The organism is Streptomyces sp. NPDC059247, from assembly GCF_042754005.1.
GTDB lineage: Bacteria > Actinomycetota > Actinomycetes > Streptomycetales > Streptomycetaceae > Streptomyces.
This window is the reverse complement of record NZ_JBHYZW010000024.1, coordinates 25,837-40,806: the sequence shown is the minus strand read 5'-3', so window position 1 is coordinate 40,806 and position 14,970 is coordinate 25,837. Positions and strand designations below refer to the sequence as shown.

The 14,970-nt window shown below is 73.5% G+C and carries 14 protein-coding genes and 1 riboswitch; of the genes, 8 read left to right on the top strand and 6 right to left on the bottom strand.

Going from position 1 to position 14,970, the window contains the following annotated elements; genetic code table 11:
* Nucleotides 1-124: 124 nt before the first annotated feature.
* Both ACFXGN_RS28810 and ACFXGN_RS28805 read right to left on the bottom strand, forming a co-directional pair.
* Nucleotides 125-1,186 (bottom strand): ABC transporter substrate-binding protein, encoded by a 1,062-nt coding sequence (locus tag ACFXGN_RS28810; RefSeq protein WP_384864739.1) that lies wholly within the window; start codon nt 1,184-1,186, stop codon nt 125-127.
* A 117-nt stretch (nt 1,187-1,303) separates the two neighbouring features.
* Entirely contained in the window at nt 1,304-2,671 is a 1,368-nt protein-coding gene (locus ACFXGN_RS28805; RefSeq protein WP_384864737.1) for a lysine N(6)-hydroxylase/L-ornithine N(5)-oxygenase family protein, read from the bottom strand.
* A 266-nt stretch (nt 2,672-2,937) separates the two neighbouring features.
* Between ACFXGN_RS28805 and ACFXGN_RS28800 the strand changes: the two genes are divergently transcribed.
* The 5 genes from ACFXGN_RS28800 to ACFXGN_RS28780 all read left to right on the top strand — a co-directional run bounded on the left by ACFXGN_RS28800 (nt 2,938) and on the right by ACFXGN_RS28780 (nt 8,159).
* A complete protein-coding gene (locus tag ACFXGN_RS28800; RefSeq protein ID WP_384864735.1) occupies nt 2,938-3,885 on the top strand; it encodes a methionyl-tRNA formyltransferase in 948 nt (315 codons plus the stop codon).
* Nucleotides 3,886-3,910: 25 nt separating this feature from the next.
* Entirely contained in the window at nt 3,911-4,762 is an 852-nt protein-coding gene (locus ACFXGN_RS28795) for a winged helix DNA-binding protein (protein WP_384864733.1), read from the top strand.
* Nucleotides 4,763-4,946: 184 nt separating this feature from the next.
* Nucleotides 4,947-5,999 (top strand): iron-siderophore ABC transporter substrate-binding protein, encoded by a 1,053-nt coding sequence (locus ACFXGN_RS28790; RefSeq protein WP_384864731.1) that lies wholly within the window; start codon nt 4,947-4,949, stop codon nt 5,997-5,999.
* Between the two features lie 79 nt (nt 6,000-6,078).
* Nucleotides 6,079-7,047, top strand: a complete 969-nt coding sequence (locus tag ACFXGN_RS28785) for a FecCD family ABC transporter permease (protein WP_384864787.1) — start codon at nt 6,079-6,081, stop codon at nt 7,045-7,047.
* Nucleotides 7,044-8,159, top strand: a complete 1,116-nt coding sequence (locus ACFXGN_RS28780; RefSeq protein ID WP_384864729.1) for a FecCD family ABC transporter permease — start codon at nt 7,044-7,046, stop codon at nt 8,157-8,159. Before ACFXGN_RS28785 ends, ACFXGN_RS28780 begins: the two co-directional genes overlap by 4 nt.
* 150 nt (nt 8,160-8,309) lie before the next feature.
* On the opposite strand, the gene ACFXGN_RS28775 is transcribed toward ACFXGN_RS28780, so the two are convergent.
* Entirely contained in the window at nt 8,310-8,882 is a 573-nt protein-coding gene (locus ACFXGN_RS28775; protein ID WP_384864727.1) for a histidine phosphatase family protein, read from the bottom strand.
* A gap of 394 nt (nt 8,883-9,276) precedes the next feature.
* Nucleotides 9,277-9,362: riboswitch (cobalamin riboswitch) on the top strand.
* A gap of 59 nt (nt 9,363-9,421) precedes the next feature.
* Here ACFXGN_RS28775 and ACFXGN_RS28770 point away from each other — a divergent pair.
* The 3 genes from ACFXGN_RS28770 (at nt 9,422) to ACFXGN_RS28760 (ending at nt 12,216) form a co-directional block, all read left to right on the top strand.
* Nucleotides 9,422-9,646, top strand: coding sequence for a CbtB-domain containing protein (locus ACFXGN_RS28770; RefSeq protein ID WP_351784107.1), 225 nt, complete (start codon nt 9,422-9,424; stop codon nt 9,644-9,646).
* A gap of 14 nt (nt 9,647-9,660) precedes the next feature.
* The gene (locus ACFXGN_RS28765; protein WP_384864725.1) at nt 9,661-10,464 is read left to right on the top strand and encodes a CbtA family protein; all 804 of its coding nucleotides are present in this window, start codon (nt 9,661-9,663) and stop codon (nt 10,462-10,464) included.
* 402 nt (nt 10,465-10,866) lie between these two features.
* Nucleotides 10,867-12,216: a hypothetical protein gene (locus ACFXGN_RS28760; protein WP_384864723.1), complete on the top strand. Its 1,350-nt coding sequence runs from the start codon at nt 10,867-10,869 to the stop codon at nt 12,214-12,216.
* Nucleotides 12,217-12,224: 8 nt separating this feature from the next.
* Here ACFXGN_RS28760 and ACFXGN_RS28755 read toward each other — a convergent pair whose 3' ends face one another.
* The 3 genes from ACFXGN_RS28755 to ACFXGN_RS28745 form a co-directional block, all read right to left on the bottom strand.
* Complete coding sequence (locus tag ACFXGN_RS28755) at nt 12,225-13,463, bottom strand: beta-ketoacyl-[acyl-carrier-protein] synthase family protein (RefSeq protein ID WP_384864722.1); 1,239 nt, start codon at nt 13,461-13,463, stop codon at nt 12,225-12,227.
* On the bottom strand, nt 13,460-13,744 hold the full coding sequence (locus ACFXGN_RS28750; RefSeq protein WP_384864720.1) for an acyl carrier protein: 285 nt from the start codon (nt 13,742-13,744) through the stop codon (nt 13,460-13,462). Before ACFXGN_RS28750 ends, ACFXGN_RS28755 begins: the two co-directional genes overlap by 4 nt.
* Before the next feature lie 176 nt (nt 13,745-13,920).
* The gene (locus tag ACFXGN_RS28745; RefSeq protein WP_384864718.1) at nt 13,921-14,955 is read right to left on the bottom strand and encodes a beta-ketoacyl-ACP synthase III; all 1,035 of its coding nucleotides are present in this window, start codon (nt 14,953-14,955) and stop codon (nt 13,921-13,923) included.
* Between the last annotated feature and the right edge of the window lie 15 nt (nt 14,956-14,970).

Genomic DNA, 14,970 nt, shown 5'->3' with positions numbered 1-14,970 from the left:
GTACGAAGTGGCCTTTCCCTGGGGGTGCGGGGTGGTGGCGGCACAAACCGGCGACGGCGTGGCGCAGGTCGCCACGCCGTCGGTCGGTCCGGCTCCTCGCCGGTGGGGCGTCAGCTGCCGGGCGTCACTTGACGGCCGTGAGCAGGGGCTCGATCTCGTCGATGGCGTACGGGATCGACAGGACGGTGTTGAAGGAGAAGGCGGCGCCGATGTCCGGGCCCTGGTAGGGCACGAAGAGGTCGCGCTTCTCCTGGTTGACCTTGAGCTTCTTGTAGAGCGGCTCGGCCTTGATGCGGTCGTTGGCGTCGGTGCTGGAGGTGACCCAGACGAGCCGGTCGACATCGAGGACGTCGAGCTTCTCCGCGCTCAGCTCGGCGACGTTCCAGCCGGGCTTGGCCAGGCTGTCGATCTCCGGCTTCAGCTTGAAGCCCAGCGCGTTGAAGAAGAGCGACTTGGGGTCGGTCCTCGTGAACGCGGAGTACTTGCCCGCCTCGAAGCTGTCGGCGACGGCGAGGGTCTTCGTCGCCCACTCGGGGTGCTTGTCGCGGACGGCCTTGAACCGGGTGTCGATGTCCGCGATCAGCTTGTCGGCCTCGGTGCCCTTGCCGAGCGCCTTGCCGATCTGCTGGGTCATCAGCTGCCAGGGGGCGCCGTAGTCCGGGTGGTCCTTGGGCTGGGCGACGACCTTGGTGAACTTGGAGAGCGTGTCGTACTGCTCCTTCTTCATCCCCGAGTACTGGGCGATGACGAGGTCCGGCTTGAGCGCGGCGATCTTCTCGATGTTGTACTCGTCGCGCTCGCCGACGATCTGGGGCTGGGTCGAGCCCCACTTCTCCTTGGCCCAGGGCCACTTGCCGTACGGCTTCTCCTTGAACCAGTCGACCGCGCCGGCCGGCTTGAAGCCGAGGGCGAGCACCGCGTCCTGGTCGGACAGGCCCAGGGTGACGATCGTCTTCGGTTCCGCGTCGATGGTCGTGGAGCCGTACTTGTGCTCGACGGTGACGGGGAACGCGGCGGACGTGCCGGAGCCGCCGGCCGGAGCCTTCGAGGTGGGCGCGGCGGGCGCGTCGCCGTTGCCGGATCCGCCGCCGCAGGCGGCGAGGGCGAGGGCCGCCGCCGTGGCGACGGCGATCCTGGGGGCGGATCTGGCGAACCGCGCGAAGACGGTACGAGGACCAGCGGACACGGACGTTCCTTTCGGGGATACCTGGTGCGTGCCCCGCCCGCCGGGTGCGGGTGACTCCGTCCGGAGGGCGGGGCGTTGGTGCGGTCGGTGCGTGGGGGGTGGCGCTGAGGGGGTGCGCTAGCGCGCGGTGCCGACGCCGTCGGCCAGCGGCCGGATCTCGTCGGTGGTGCGGGTCCCGGTGGCATCGGCCAGACCCCGGTCGAGGACCGAGTCGAGGATCTCGCCGACCCTGATCGCCGTGTTGGAGAGCAGCGAGGAGGTGATGCCGTGGGTGTGCTCGGTGCCGCCCTGGAGGTAGATCCCGCAGCGGAGTTCGGCGTCGGTGGCGATCCGGTAGTCGCGCTCGACGCGGACCCGTCCCTGGTCGTCGCGGTGGCAGCGGTCGGCGACCGGGCCGAGCAGACCAAGGGGTTCGGCGGGGCTGTAGCCGGTGGCGTAGACGACGACGTCGGCGTCGAGGGTGGTCTCCTCGCCCGTGACGAGGGAGGTGACGAAGGCGCGGACCTTGTCGGGTCCGTCCTCGACGCCGGTGAGCCGGGAGACGTTGATGAAGCGGAGCCGTTCGGTCCCGAGGACCTTCTCCTGGTACGCCTGGCGGTAGAGGTCGTCGATGAGGTCGATGTCCACCACGGAGTAGTTGGTGTTCCCGTGGTAGTCCATCAGCTTGCGCTTCACGTCGTCGGGGGCGGTGAAGTACTCGTCGACCGCGTCGGGGTCGAAGATGCGGTTGGCGAAGGCGCTGTCGTCGGCGGGGCTGTAGCCGTAGCGGGAGAAGACGGCGCAGATCTCGGCCTCGGGGAAGCGCCGGTGGAGGTAGGCCACGTTCTCGGCGGCGCTCTGTCCGGCGCCGACGACCACGAACCGCTGCGGGGAGGTGCCTTCGAGTCCTTCGACCTTGGCGAGCAGCTCGGAGTTGTGCCAGACGCGGTCGCTGCGGTCGACGCCTTCGGGCATACGGGGCCGGAGCCCGGTGCCGAGGACGAGGTTCCGGGCGCGGTGGACGACGAGTTCGGTGCCGGACCGGGCGGTCACGTCGAGGTACTCGATGACGCCGTCGCGCTCGACCGGTTCCACGGAGACGATCTCGTGGCCGTACGAGACCATGTCGTCGACCTTGGACGCGGCCCACTCGAAGTAGTCGTGGAACTCGACGCGCAGCGGGAAGAGGTTCTTGTGGTTGACGAAGTCGATCAACCGGCCCCTGCTCTGCAGATAGCAGAGGAAGCTGTACTCGCTGGTCGGGTTGCGCAGGGTCACCAGGTCCTTGAGGAAGGACACCTGCATGGTCGCGTCGTCGATCAACATGCCGCGGTGCCAGCCGAAGCGGGGCTGGCGCTCGAAGAAGTGGGCGGTGACCGCCTCTTGCCTTCCGACGCGTGCGTTGTGCTCGCTGAGCGCTATCGCCATGGCCACATTGGACGGCCCGAAGCCGATGCCTATGAGGTCGTGGACCAGAGGTGCGTCATCAGGAGGAACCTGCGACATGTCGCTCCCATCGTGCGGGAAAGTGCGGGAAGGGGGGCTGAAATGAGGCGGAAGGTGGGCAGGAGCACCGGGCACACGGGCGCCACCGATCGACCGCCGAGCCGAACTTAGGTAAAGCTAACCTGATCTGGCGATGCTGTCGACGGGGCAAAACGGACATCGCAGGGACATCGCCGCTCAAGCAGGGCCGAAATCAAGCCAGTTGCAGTGTTAGGTAAGCCTTGCTTTACTGGCGCCGGTCAATCGCTCTACCGAGGAGGAAGCCCATGCGGGTCGTCATGTTCGGCTATCAGACCTGGGGCCACCGCACCCTCCAAGCGCTCCTGGACTCCGAACACGAGGTCGTCCTCGTCGTGACGCACCCCAGGAGCGAGAACGCCTACGAGAAGATCTGGAGCGACTCGGTCGCCGATCTCGCCGCCGAGCACGGCGTGCCCGTCGTCATACGCAACAGGCCCGACGACGAAGAGCTGTTCACCCGCCTCAAGGAGGCCGAGCCGGACATCATCGTCGCCAACAACTGGCGCACCTGGATCCCGCCGCACATCTACGGGCTGCCCCGGCACGGCACCCTGAACATCCACGACTCGCTGCTGCCCAAGTACGCGGGCTTCTCGCCGCTGATCTGGGCCCTGATCAACGGCGAGACCGAAGTCGGCGTCACCGCCCACATGATGGACGAGGTGCTCGACGCGGGCGACATCGTCCAGCAGCGGTCCGTGGCCGTCGGACCGACGGACACGACCACCGACCTCTTCCACAAGACGGTCGACCTGATCGCGCCGGTCACCGTCGAGGCGCTCGACCTGATCGCCTCCGGGCGGGCCGAGTTCAGGAAGCAGGACCGGACGCAGGCCAGCTTCTTCCACAAGCGGGCCGAGGAGGACATCAGGATCGACTGGAGCTGGCCCGCCGAGACCCTGGAACGGCTGGTCCGCGCCCAGTCCGCGCCCTACCCGAGCGCCTTCACCTTCCACCGGGGCAAGCGCCTCGAAGTGCTCTCCGCCGTGGTGTCCGAGGGACGGTACGGGGGCACCCCCGGCCGGATCTTCTACCGCGAGGGCGACGGCGTCGTGATCGTCGCCGGTGCCGACGCGCGGACCGGCCGCAACCACGGGCTCGCCATGACCCGGGTCCGGACGGAGGACGGGCGCGAACTGCCGGCCGCCGAGTACTTCACCTCCATGGGCGGCTACCTCACCGGCCGTCCCTGACGCGCCGGAGAGCGAGGAGCAGCCGATGGACCAGCCGGTCGTCACCGGTTTCCCGCACCATCTCCCGGGGGCGACGTTCGCCGTCGTCGGCATCGCGAGCGCGCCGACGGACTGGGCGAAGGTCTTCCGCTCGCTCGCCGAGGCCGGTCTGACCCTCGATCCGGCGACGGGCGCGGGGACCGCCACCGTCCCCGGCTCCCCCGGCGTTCCCGTACCGGCACACGCGTCGGCGCGGGAGTCGGTACACGCGTCGGCGATGGAGCCGGGACGGGAGTCGGCGCGAGCGACGGCACAGGACCCGTCGCGGGGCCCTTCGCCGGAGCCGTCACCGACGTCGGCGCAGGACCCGCCCCCGGCCGTGTCCCGGGCGCGGGCGCCCGGGTCGTCGCCCGCACGGGCCATGACTCCGCCCAGCGTGCTCGGTCTGAACGCGTACCTCATGCACGCCGTCGGCCGGTCCGCGCGGCGCCGCCTCGCGGAGACGCTGGAGGCCCGGGGGTTACGCCTCTGGCACCTCACCGTGATGACGCTGCTCGCCGACCTCGGCCCGCAGATGAAGACCGCCCTGGCCACCCGGCTCGCCATCAACGCCAGCGACCTGGTGAAGGTCGTCGACGATCTGGCGCGGGCCGGGCAGGTGGACTGCGTCCGGGACCACGTCGACCGGCGCCGGGTCGTCGTACGCCTCACTCCCGAGGGAACGGCCGCGCTGCGCGAACTGAGCGCCGAGATCGCGGCGGTGGACGACGAGGTGCTCACCCCGCTGGACGCCGGGGAGCGCGAGCAGCTCGCCGCTCTGCTCCGCCGGGTGCACGCGCATCTGGAACCGCCTCCGGCCGGTGGCCGCCCGCCCGCGCGCGGAGCGCTTCCGAGGTGAAGTCGCAGGTGGGCCGCGTGTCGATCAGACGCGCGGCCCTCCTCCCGGGGTTCGAGCAGGGCAAAGAAATAGGTTAGGCTCACCTAACAAGCGCCTCGCGATGGCCGCTGCTCCCGTACACATCCGTCTGCGGGGGCGTCAGGCGGGGCGGCAGCACATCCCTGCCCGGAGACAAGGATCCACCATGCCTTCTGTGTTCACCCCCGTCCGCCGTCGCGTCCTCGTGGCGAGCGCCGCCGCGGTCTCGCTCGGCCTCATGGCGACCGGGTGCGGCTCGGACGACAAGAAGGGCGACGCCCCGGGCTCCGCGGCCAAGGCTCCCGCCGGCGCCTTCCCCGTCACCCTGAAGAGCGCGCTCGGCGAGGCCGTCATCAAGGAGAAGCCGAAGCGCGTGGTGACCCTCGGCCAGGGTTCGGCCGAGACCGCCATCGCCCTCGGCAACGTCCCGGTCGGCATCGAGGAGTACGCCTGGGGCAGCGACAAGACCGGCTACCTCCCCTGGATCCACGCGGCCGTGACCACGTCCGGCGGCACGCTGCCCAAGCAGTTCAAGGGCGGCGAGGAACTCGACATCGAGGCCATCACCGAGCTGGAGCCCGACGTCATCCTGGCCCCCTGGTCGGGCATCACGCAGAAGCAGTACGACATCCTGAAGGACATCGCGCCCACCGTCGCCTACCCCGAGAAGGCGTGGAGCACGAACTGGGACCAGCAGATCGAGATCGTCGCCAAGGCGCTCGGCCAGCCGGAGAAGGCCAAGGAGCTGGAGTCGAAGATCGACAAGCAGCTCTCGGACGCCGCCGCCTCCCGCCCGAACTACAAGAACGTCACGTTCTCGTACATCTACAACACCGGCCCCGGCAGCCTCGGCATCTTCAAGCCCGAGGAGCAGCGCGTGGCGATGGTGTCCAAGCTCGGTCTGAAGGTGGACCCGGTCGTCGACTCCTTCAAGGAGACCGAGGGCACCGACTCCGCCCTCATCGGCCTGGAGAACGCCAACAAGCTGTCCGCCAGCGACATCGCCTTCACCTTCTACATGGACGACAAGTCCCGCAAGGAGATCGAGGCCCAGCCCCTCTACGCGGCCATCCCCGCCGTGAAGAAGCAGGCCCTCGTCTACAGCCACGACCAGCCGTTCGTCACCGCCTCGTCGATGATCAACCCGCTGACCGTGCCGTACAGCATCGAGCGCTACCTGCCGATGATCGACAAGGCCGTCGCCAAGGCCGGGAAGTAACCGCGGTCCCGGCGTGACCACTCCTTCCCGGACCCTCCGAGGCCCCGCCGTCGCACGGCGGGGCCTCGGACGGCATGTCATCGGCGCTGTCCTGTGCCTGGCCCTGCTCGCCCTCGCGCTGTTCGCCAGCGTCATGTTCGGCAGCAGGCCGACCTCCTTCGGCGACGTCCTGCGGGTCCTCACCGGCGAGGGCGACGCGTACACCCGCACCGTCGTCGAGAGCCGCTACCCGCGCACCGCCCTCGGAGTCCTCGCGGGCCTCTGCCTGGCCGTCGCGGGCACCCTGATGCAGGGCATCACCCGCAATCCGCTCGCCGAGCCGGGACTCCTCGGCATCAACGCGGGCGCGTCCGCGAGCATCGTCGCCGCCACCGCGTTCCTCGGTGCCTCCGGGCAGCGGGAGACCATCTGGTGGGCCCTCCTCGGGGCGCTGGCCATCGGTGTCGTCGTCCATCTCATCGGCACCGCGGGCGGCGGGGGCGGGCCGGTCCGGCTGGTCCTCGCCGGAGCGGTGCTCTCCGCCGTCCTCGCCGCCTTCATCCAGGCCGTCGCCCTGTCCGACCCCCGGGTGTTCGACACCTACCGCTACTGGGTCGTGGGCGCGCTCGGCGGGCGCGGCTTCGACGCCTTCTGGGCCGTGCTGCCGTTCGCGGCGGCCGGTCTGCTGCTCGCCCTGCTGCTCGCGCCGGGCCTCAACGCCATGGCGATGGGCGACGACAAGGCGGCCTCGCTCGGCATCAGCCCGGCCCGGATCAAGGGCGGCGGGCTGCTCGCGGCGACCCTGCTGGCCGCCGCCGCCACCGCCGCCGTCGGCCCCATCGCCTTCGTCGGCCTGGCCGTCCCGCACGTGGTGCGGGCGCTGGTGGGGGCCGACTTCCGGGCCCAGATCGCCTTCAGCGCCCTCGCGGGTCCCGCGCTGCTGCTCTTCGCCGATGTCATCGGCCGGGTGCTGCTGCGTCCGCAGGAGCTGATGGTCGGCGTCGTCACCGCCTTCGTCGGCGCCCCCGCCCTGCTCTTCGCCGTCCGCCGTATGAGGGGGGCCTCATGAGGACCGCCGACCCGACGGGCACCACGCCCGTCTCCACCGCGCCCGTCCCCACCGGGACCGTAGCGCCCCGGCCGACGCGTCCCGCCGGACGCACGGTGCTGAGGATCGGCCCCTGGGTCGCCCTCCCCGTGCGCCGCCTCTCCCTGGTCGCGGGCGCGGCGACCCTGCTGCTGCTCGTGGCCGCGGCGGTGGCCACCCTGTCGATGGGGCGGCTCGGCATCCAGCTCGCCGACCTGCCGTCCGCCCTCGCGGGCGAGGCGACCGGCAAGAACGCCTTCGTCCTCAACCGGCTGCGCGGCCCGAGGCTCGTGGTGGCCGTCGCGACCGGCGCCGCCTTCGGCCTGTCCGGGGCCCTGTTCCAGTCCGTCACCCGCAACCCGCTGGGCAGCCCCGACGTGATCGGGCTGGGCGCCGGGGCCGGTGCGGGGGCCGCGGCAGCCGCCCTGTTCCTGCCCGACGTCCTGCCGGTGCCGGTCGGCGCGCTGCTCGGCGCGGTCCTCGCGATGGCGGTGGTGTTCCTCGCCACCGGCACCGGGTTCCGCAATCCGGGCCGCCTCGTGGTGGCGGGCATCGGCGTGGCCGCCATGGCGACGGCACTGACCCAGTACGTGGTCTACGCCGTCGAGCGCGACAAGGCGACCGCCCTCACCTCGTACATCAACGGCAGTCTCTCGGCCCGTTCCTGGGACGACGCGACGACCATCTGGACGGTGCTGCTGCTCTCGCTGCCGCTCGCGGCGCTCCTGGCACGGCCCCTGTCCGTCGGCGAGATGGGCGACGAGCTGTCGAGCGGGCTCGGCGCCCGGCCGGGCCGGACCGCGACCGGCGCGGTCGCCCTGTCGATCGTGCTCTCGGCGGGCGCGGTGAGCGTCGCGGGACCGATCGCCTTCGTGTCCCTGACGGCGCCGCAGATCGCCAAGCGGGTCACCCGGGGCGGTGGCCCGCACCTGATGATGTCCACCCTGATGGGGGCGCTGCTGCTGGTCCTCGCGGACCTCACAGCGCAGCAGCTGCCGCTCTTCGACAACCTGCCGGTCGGCCTCTACACGATGGCCCTCGGCGGTACGTACCTGGGCTATCTGCTCCTGCGGGAGTGGCGCCGTCCCGCCTGACGGTACGACGCCCGACGGTACGAAGAGGACGGCGCGGGGCCCGGAGGAACTCTCCTCCGGGCCCCGCGCCGTTCCCGCCTCCGGGCCCGCGCCGTTCCCGTACGGGCGGCGGACCGTCACCGGGGCGCTTCCCGTACGGGCGGCGGACCGCTACCGGGGCGTCAGCGGTTCGCCCGCGAGCACGTTCCACCGTCCGGCGCGCCCGCTGAGGCGGACGGCGGTCAGCGGGCGCACGTCGAGCCGCCGGGCCGTCGCGTCGGGGGCGCCGAGCGCGTGGACCGTCGCGGCGCGCACCACGTCCGGTTCGGCGACCACGACGACCGGCCCGGAGCCGGAGCCCAGGGCGTCGAGCCAGTCGCCGACCCGGACCCGCAGCGCGCTCAGGGACTCCCCGCCGTGCGGCGCGGCCGTCGGGTCGGACAGCCAGACGCCGAGCGCCGCCTCCTCGGTGGCGGCGACCTCCGCGAGGGTCCGTCCGCGCCACCGTCCCGTGGCGCAGCCCGCGAGGGCGTCGACCGGGGCGGCGGTGAGCCCCAGGGCTCGGGCGGTGTCCCGGCAGCGCGCGGAGGGCGAGCGGTACGCCCGCGCGGCGGCGGGGGCGGCCGGGGCGGCGGCCTCGGCGAGCGCCGCTCCCCCCGGGTCGAGGGGGCTGTCGTCGTCGAACCGCACCTCGCGCAGGGCCCCGCTCGTCGCGGGGGAGATCAGCGTGAGCCGGACGGTCATCGCGGTCCTTCGGGAGTGGGCGACACGGGCGGGGCGGGTACGCCGGTGGGGGCGGTACGCCGGTGGGGGCGGCGCCCAGGGTACTGCGGGGCCCGGCCGGGCGGGCGCCGCTTCAGGGGACGGGGCAGGTGGACGGGCCCCGGTCGGCCGGGGGCGCCTCCTCTCGCATCGCAGGCGGGTCCCGGCCCGCCGGAGGTTCCTTCCGCGGGCGTTCCCGGCCCCACGGCGGCTCCGTTCTCGGGTGGGTCCCGGTCCCCGCCGGAGGGCTCCCTCCCTGGCCGTTCCCGTCCCAACAGGCGGACGGGCGGAGGTGATCCCCGCCTCACGCCCTTGGCGGCGGGCACCACGCGCGGTACCGTCGGGCGACATCTCAACAACGTGACGACGGCGAGACGGAAGTCCGGTGGAAAACCGGCACGGTCGCGCCACTGTGTGCCGGGGCGCGCCCTCCTGCGGGGGCGCTGTCGCGGCGAGTCAGACCCGTGGACCGTCGTCCTGCACCACCGATCGGGACGCGAGTTCCCGCAGGAGGTTCCATCATGGCCGAGGCCGTCGTGTCCGCCGCATCCAGCCCTTCCGTGGCCGTTCCGGCCCCGTTGCCCGTCCGGGCCGTTCTTCCCTGGGCCTTCTTCGTCGGCCTTCTCGCGCTGATCGCCCTGTACTTCGTGGGCGCCGAGCAGGGTGCCACCTCGCTGTTCGCGGGCTCCGACGTGCACGAGTGGGTGCACGACGGACGTCATCTGCTCGGCTTCCCCTGCCACTGAGAGGCGTTCCGCACATGCACGCCTCAACTGTCAGATCCCTGCTGGTCCGTGGGATGCTCGCGGGCCTGATCGCCGGACTCTTCGCCTTCGCCGTGGCCTATGTGGCCGGTGAGCCGTCCGTGAACGGCGCCATCGCGGTGGAGGAGGCCCAGGCCGCCCAGGAGTCGCACGCCGGACACGGCGACGCCGCCGCCGGTGCGGAGGAAGAGGAGGAGGTGGTCAGCCGTCCCGTGCAGTCCACCTTCGGCCTCGCCACGGGGGTCCTCGTCTACGGAGTGGCGCTCGGCGGCATCAGCGCGCTCGTGTTCTCCTTCGCGCTCGGCCGCGTGGGCCGGTTCAGCCCCCGGGCGACCGCCGCGCTGACCGCCGCCGCCGCGTTCACGACCGTGTACCTGGTGCCGTTCCTGAAGTATCCGGCGACCCCGCCCGCCGTCGGCAATCCCGACACCATCGGGAAGCGCACCACCCTGTTCTTCCTGATGATCCTGCTCAGTGTGCTGCTCGCCGTCGCCGCCGTGATCGTCGGACGGCGGCTCGCCCCGCGTCTGGGCAACTGGAACGCGGCCCTGGTCGCCGGTGCCGGGTACCTCGTGGTGACCGGCCTCGCCTTCGCCGTACTGCCCGCCAACGACGACGCGGTGAAGGCGAGCTTCCCCGCCGCGCTGCTGTGGGAGTTCCGGCTGGCCTCGCTCGGTGTCCAGCTCGTGCTGTGGGCGGTCTTCGGGATCGTCTTCGGCGTCCTCGCCCAGAAGGCCCTGGCCACCCGGACGGCCGTGGGCGGCGCGACCGCCCCGGTGGCCGCGACGGTCGCCGACTGACTGACCCGCACACGGTCCCGCGCACAGCCCCGTACGCCCCTGGTGTACGGGGCTGTCCGCCGTCCTGGCCCCGCTGCGGCCCGGACCCGGTGGCCCCGCTGCCGGACCCATCGTCGGAGCGATCCGCTTCCGGCACCGGCACCGGCGCCGTCGTCGTCGGGGCGGAGCCGCGCTGAACGGGCCACTCCGCTGAATCCGGACCCTTCCGCTCCCCTCCCCCGCGCCGACCGCCCCGGCGCCCGCGCCGCGCGTCCTACCTGCCCGTCCGCTCCCCGCGTCCCCCGTGTCCCCCGGCGCGGCCCCCGGGGCGCGGGGCCCCGCCCCGAACGCGCCGTTGCGGGGCCCCGCCCGTACGGGCTCAATCGGAGGATGCCGGAGGAATCCCGGCGGGGAGGGGACACGATGGAGAGGCGTCCACGTCCGAACCAGGCCCTGCGCGATCTGCTCGCGGAGGCGGGCATGACGGCGGCCGAACTGGCGGCCGAGGTGAACAGAGCGGGGGCGGAGACCGGACGGACACTCGGCTACGACCGGTCGGCCGTCGCCCACTGGCTCGCCGGGACGAGACCGCGCGCGGCGGTGCTCGGTCTCGTCACCGAGGCGCTCTCACGCCGCCTCGGCCGCGAAGTGACCCTGCGCGAGACGGGTCTGGAGATCACGGCGGGTGCCACGGCGGACGTCACGGCCGCGCCGGACGAGCGGCCCGGTCCGGTCTCCGCCGTACGCGACCCGGGGCGGACCCACGGCGAACCCGTCTACGCCCGGGACCTGCCGGTGCCGGAGCACTCCGCGCCGGTGGTCCTCCGCGGGCCGCTCGGCGGGCCGGACGACCGGATCGAACGCTTCGAGGTGGAGGCGGCCGAGGCCATGGCCCTCGTCTTCCACGACGCGGACGCCTCGTTCGGCGGTGGGCGCGGGCGGCGGGCCCTGGCCTCCTATCTGACGGCGGACCTCGGGCCGAAACTGCACCGTCCGGCCGCCCCGGCACTGCGTCGACGGCTGATGCGCGTGGCCGCCCAACTCGCTTATCTCTGCGCGTTCATGCACTTCGACGACCACGCGCACGGACGGGCGCAGCGCTACTACCACGGGGCGCTGCGGATCGCCGCCGCGAACAACTCGCTGCTCGACCGGGCCATCACCCTGCGGGGCATGTCCGTCCAGGCCTGCCAGCTCGGGCATGTGCGTCAGGCGGTGGACCTGGCGACGGCCGCCGCCGACACCGTCACCGGACCCGCCGTCCACCGGGCTTTCGTCCAGGGCCAGTTGGCCGTCGCGCACGCGCTCGACGGGCGGGTCGGCGACGCCGCACGGGCGCTCGGCACGGCGGAGCGGCTGCTCGACCGCTCCCCCGACCCGGCCTCCGCCGTCTCCGTCACCGGCCGCTACCACCAGGGCTCGCTGCTGCGTCACGAGTCCGCCGTACGGGAGATCCTCGGCGATCCCGAGGGCGCGCTGCGGACCCTGCGGGTGGCCGAGCACCACCGGCCGTCGGGCGAACGCCGGTCCCGGGCGGTGGTGCTGGCCGATCTGGCCGTGCTCCAACTGCGGGCCGGGCGCCTCAACGAGGCCGTGGAGACCGGCTACCGCTTCCTCGACGACTATCCGCACCTGATGAGCGGGCGGGCCGACAAGGCACTCGGTGATCTCCGTGCCCTGCTGCGTCCGCACGCCCGTCACCCGGCGGCCCGCGCGCTCCTCCTGCACAGCGCCCGGGTGGTCCCGGGCGGTGGCCCGCGCCGGGGCCGGTGAGGGAGGGGTCAGGATCTCGCGGGCCGGAACGCCAGCACCGTGTTGTGGCCGCCGAAGCCCGCCGAATGGCTCAGCGCCAGCCGTACGCGCTGCCGCAGGGCACCGCCCGCGACCAGCCGCAGCGCCGAGGTGTCCGCGTCACCGGTGTGGAACCCGGCGGTGGGCGGCACCTGTCCGTGCTGCACGGTCAGGACGGTGAGGGCCGCCTCGACGGCCCCCGCCGCGCCCATGGTGTGCCCGAGCGCGCCCTTGGCGGACGTCACGGTCGGCGGGGCGGCGGAGTGGAGGCGGGTGACGAGCCGGGCCTCGGCGCGGTCGTTGAGCGGGGTTCCGGTGCCGTGGGCGTTGATGTGGTCGACGTCCCCCGGCCCGGCGCCCGCCTCGGTGAGCGCGAGCCGTACGGCGGCCTCCAGGCCCCGGGCCCCGGGGTGGGGCGCGACGGCGTGGTGGGCGTCGGCCGTGCTCCCCGCGCCCACCAGATGGGCGCGGACCGGGGCACCGCGCGCGGTGGCGTCGGCGGCCCGTTCGAGGACGAGGAGGGCGGCGCCCTCGCCGAGCACGAAGCCGTCGCGGTCCCGGTCGAAGGGCCGGGAGGCGGTGGCGGGATCGGGCCCCGACGACAGGGCGTTCATCCGGGCGAAGGCGGCGACGCACAGCGGGGTGATCATCGCGTCGGTGCCGCCCGCGACCGCGATGTCACAGGCCCCGGAGCGCAGCAGCAGGGCCGCCAGGGCGAGGGCGCCCGCGCCGGAGGCGCACGCGGAGGCGGTGTGGTGGACCGGCCCCCGGGCGCCGACTGCCAGGGCGACCTGGCCCGCCGCCATGTTGGGGAGGAAGCCGGGCAGGGTCAGCGGGGAGACTCCGGACGGGCCCGCCAGACGGAGCCGTTCCAGGCCGAGTTCGTAGCGGGCGACCCCTCCGGCGGCGGAGCCGAGGACGACGGCGACCCGGGTGCCGTCCCAGGTCCCGGGGTCGAGCCGGGCGTCGTCGACGGCCTCCCGCGCGGCGGCGAGGGCGAACTGCGTGCCCCGGTCGTGCTGCCAGGGGCGGCGGCCCCCGGTGTGCCGGTGCGGGTCGAAGCCGGGGACCCGGCAGAGCGGGCGGGCCAGGGGACCGGTGGCCCCGGGGTCGGTCGCGGCGGTGGGGCGGCCGGTGAGGACCCGCCGCCAGGTGGTGTCGGTGCCGACGCCCGCCGGGGTGACCATGCCGAGGCCGGTGACGGCGAGCGGCTCGCGCGCCCGGCTCACGACGGGTCCGGGTCCCCGGCGCCGGGGGCGGCGTCGAGCAGGGCGTGGACGCGGCGCAGGAGCTCGCCGACGGTCCCTCCGTCGAGGGTGTCGTCGTCCTCGTCGAGCGGGACGCCCCACTCCTCCTGGAGGGTGACGACGAGTTCGACGCGGGCCAGGGAGTCGAGGTCGAGTTCGGCGAGGGTGGCGGTGTCGGTGACCGCTTCCGGGGGCACCTCGAACTTGCCGGTGAGCAGGGCGGTCAGATGGTGGCGTACCTCGTCCACGGGTGTTCCTCTCACGGGTGTTCCTCTGGTCGGCCGGCCCGGCGGGCACGGTGCTGGACGGGCGCGGGCCGCATGGGGCCCGGACGCGTAGGGGGTGGATGGGGGTCGCACGCGGGTGGTGCCGGACGCGGGTGGTGCCGGACGCGGGCGACGGCGTACGAGCGGGGCCCGGCCGATGCGGGCCGTGCGGGTCAGGCGCGGGGTGCGGGAGCGGTGTTCGGGCGGACGGCGGGCCAGCGCAGGGTGGCCGAGGCCCAGGTCAGCCCGCCGCCGAAGGCGGTGAGCAGGGTGGCGGCCCCGGGGGTCGGTGCCCCGGGGTCCTCGAGCGCGTCGGCGAGGGCGAGGGGCACGGACGCGGCGGCGGTGTTGCCGACGTCGGCGATGTTCCCGAAGCGGTGGGCGGGGGCGATCCCCAGCCGGTCGGCGACGGCGTCGAGGATGCGCTGGTTGGCCTGGTGGCCGATGAACGCCCGTACGTCGTCGGCCTTCCAGCCGGTGGCGTCCAGGGCGGTGCGGGCCGACGCGGTCATCCGGCGGACGGCGTGCGCGTACACGGGCCGTCCCCGCATCCGGAAGTACGTCTCGTCCCGTCCGGGCGGGCTGCCCGAGCGCGGCGCGCGCGAGCCTCCGGCGGCGATGGCGACGAGGTCGCCGCCCGAGCCGTCGCTGCCCCAGTCGGTGGCCAGGACGGCGCCGGGTTCGTCGCTGCTCCCGCCGCGCAGCAGGACGGCGGCGGCGCCGTCGCCGAAGAGCGGCGCGGTGTCGCGGTCGTACGGGTCGATGATCGTCGTGTACGTCTCCGCCGCGACGAGGAGCACCTCGCGGCAGACGCCCGCGCGGAGCAGGGCGGTCGCGGTGACCAGTCCGTAGAGGAATCCGGAGCAGACGGCGGAGAGGTCGAAGGCGGGTACGGTGCCGAGGCCGAGGCGGTGGGCGACGTCGGGCGCGGTGGCCGGGCAGGGGCGGTCGGGAGTGGTGGTGGCGAGGAGGACCAGACCGGGGCGGGGCGTGCCGGGTGCCGCGTCGAGGGCGGCGCGGCCCGCGGCGACGGCCAGGTCTCCGGTGGAGGTGCCGGGCGGGGCGTGACGCCGCCGGTGGATGCCGGTGCGGCTGGTGATCCACTCGTGGCTGGTGTCGAGTCCGCCCAAGGCGATGATCTCGTCGTTGCCGACGACGGGGGCGGGGAGGCAGGTGCCGACGGCACGGACGACGGCGGTGCGGGACACGGGTGGGCCGGGTGG

Coding starts and splice junctions, on each gene's coding strand:
- ACFXGN_RS28795 (WP_384864733.1), top strand. CDS start 3,911: ATGGACCAGCCGGTCGTCACCGGTTTCCCGCACCATCTCCCGGGGGCG.
- ACFXGN_RS28805 (WP_384864737.1), bottom strand. CDS start 2,671: ATGTCGCAGGTTCCTCCTGATGACGCACCTCTGGTCCACGACCTCATA.
- ACFXGN_RS28780 (WP_384864729.1), top strand. CDS start 7,044: ATGAGGACCGCCGACCCGACGGGCACCACGCCCGTCTCCACCGCGCCC.
- ACFXGN_RS28790 (WP_384864731.1), top strand. CDS start 4,947: ATGCCTTCTGTGTTCACCCCCGTCCGCCGTCGCGTCCTCGTGGCGAGC.
- ACFXGN_RS28775 (WP_384864727.1), bottom strand. CDS start 8,882: ATGACCGTCCGGCTCACGCTGATCTCCCCCGCGACGAGCGGGGCCCTG.
- ACFXGN_RS28765 (WP_384864725.1), top strand. CDS start 9,661: ATGCACGCCTCAACTGTCAGATCCCTGCTGGTCCGTGGGATGCTCGCG.
- ACFXGN_RS28770 (WP_351784107.1), top strand. CDS start 9,422: ATGGCCGAGGCCGTCGTGTCCGCCGCATCCAGCCCTTCCGTGGCCGTT.
- ACFXGN_RS28760 (WP_384864723.1), top strand. CDS start 10,867: ATGGAGAGGCGTCCACGTCCGAACCAGGCCCTGCGCGATCTGCTCGCG.
- ACFXGN_RS28800 (WP_384864735.1), top strand. CDS start 2,938: ATGCGGGTCGTCATGTTCGGCTATCAGACCTGGGGCCACCGCACCCTC.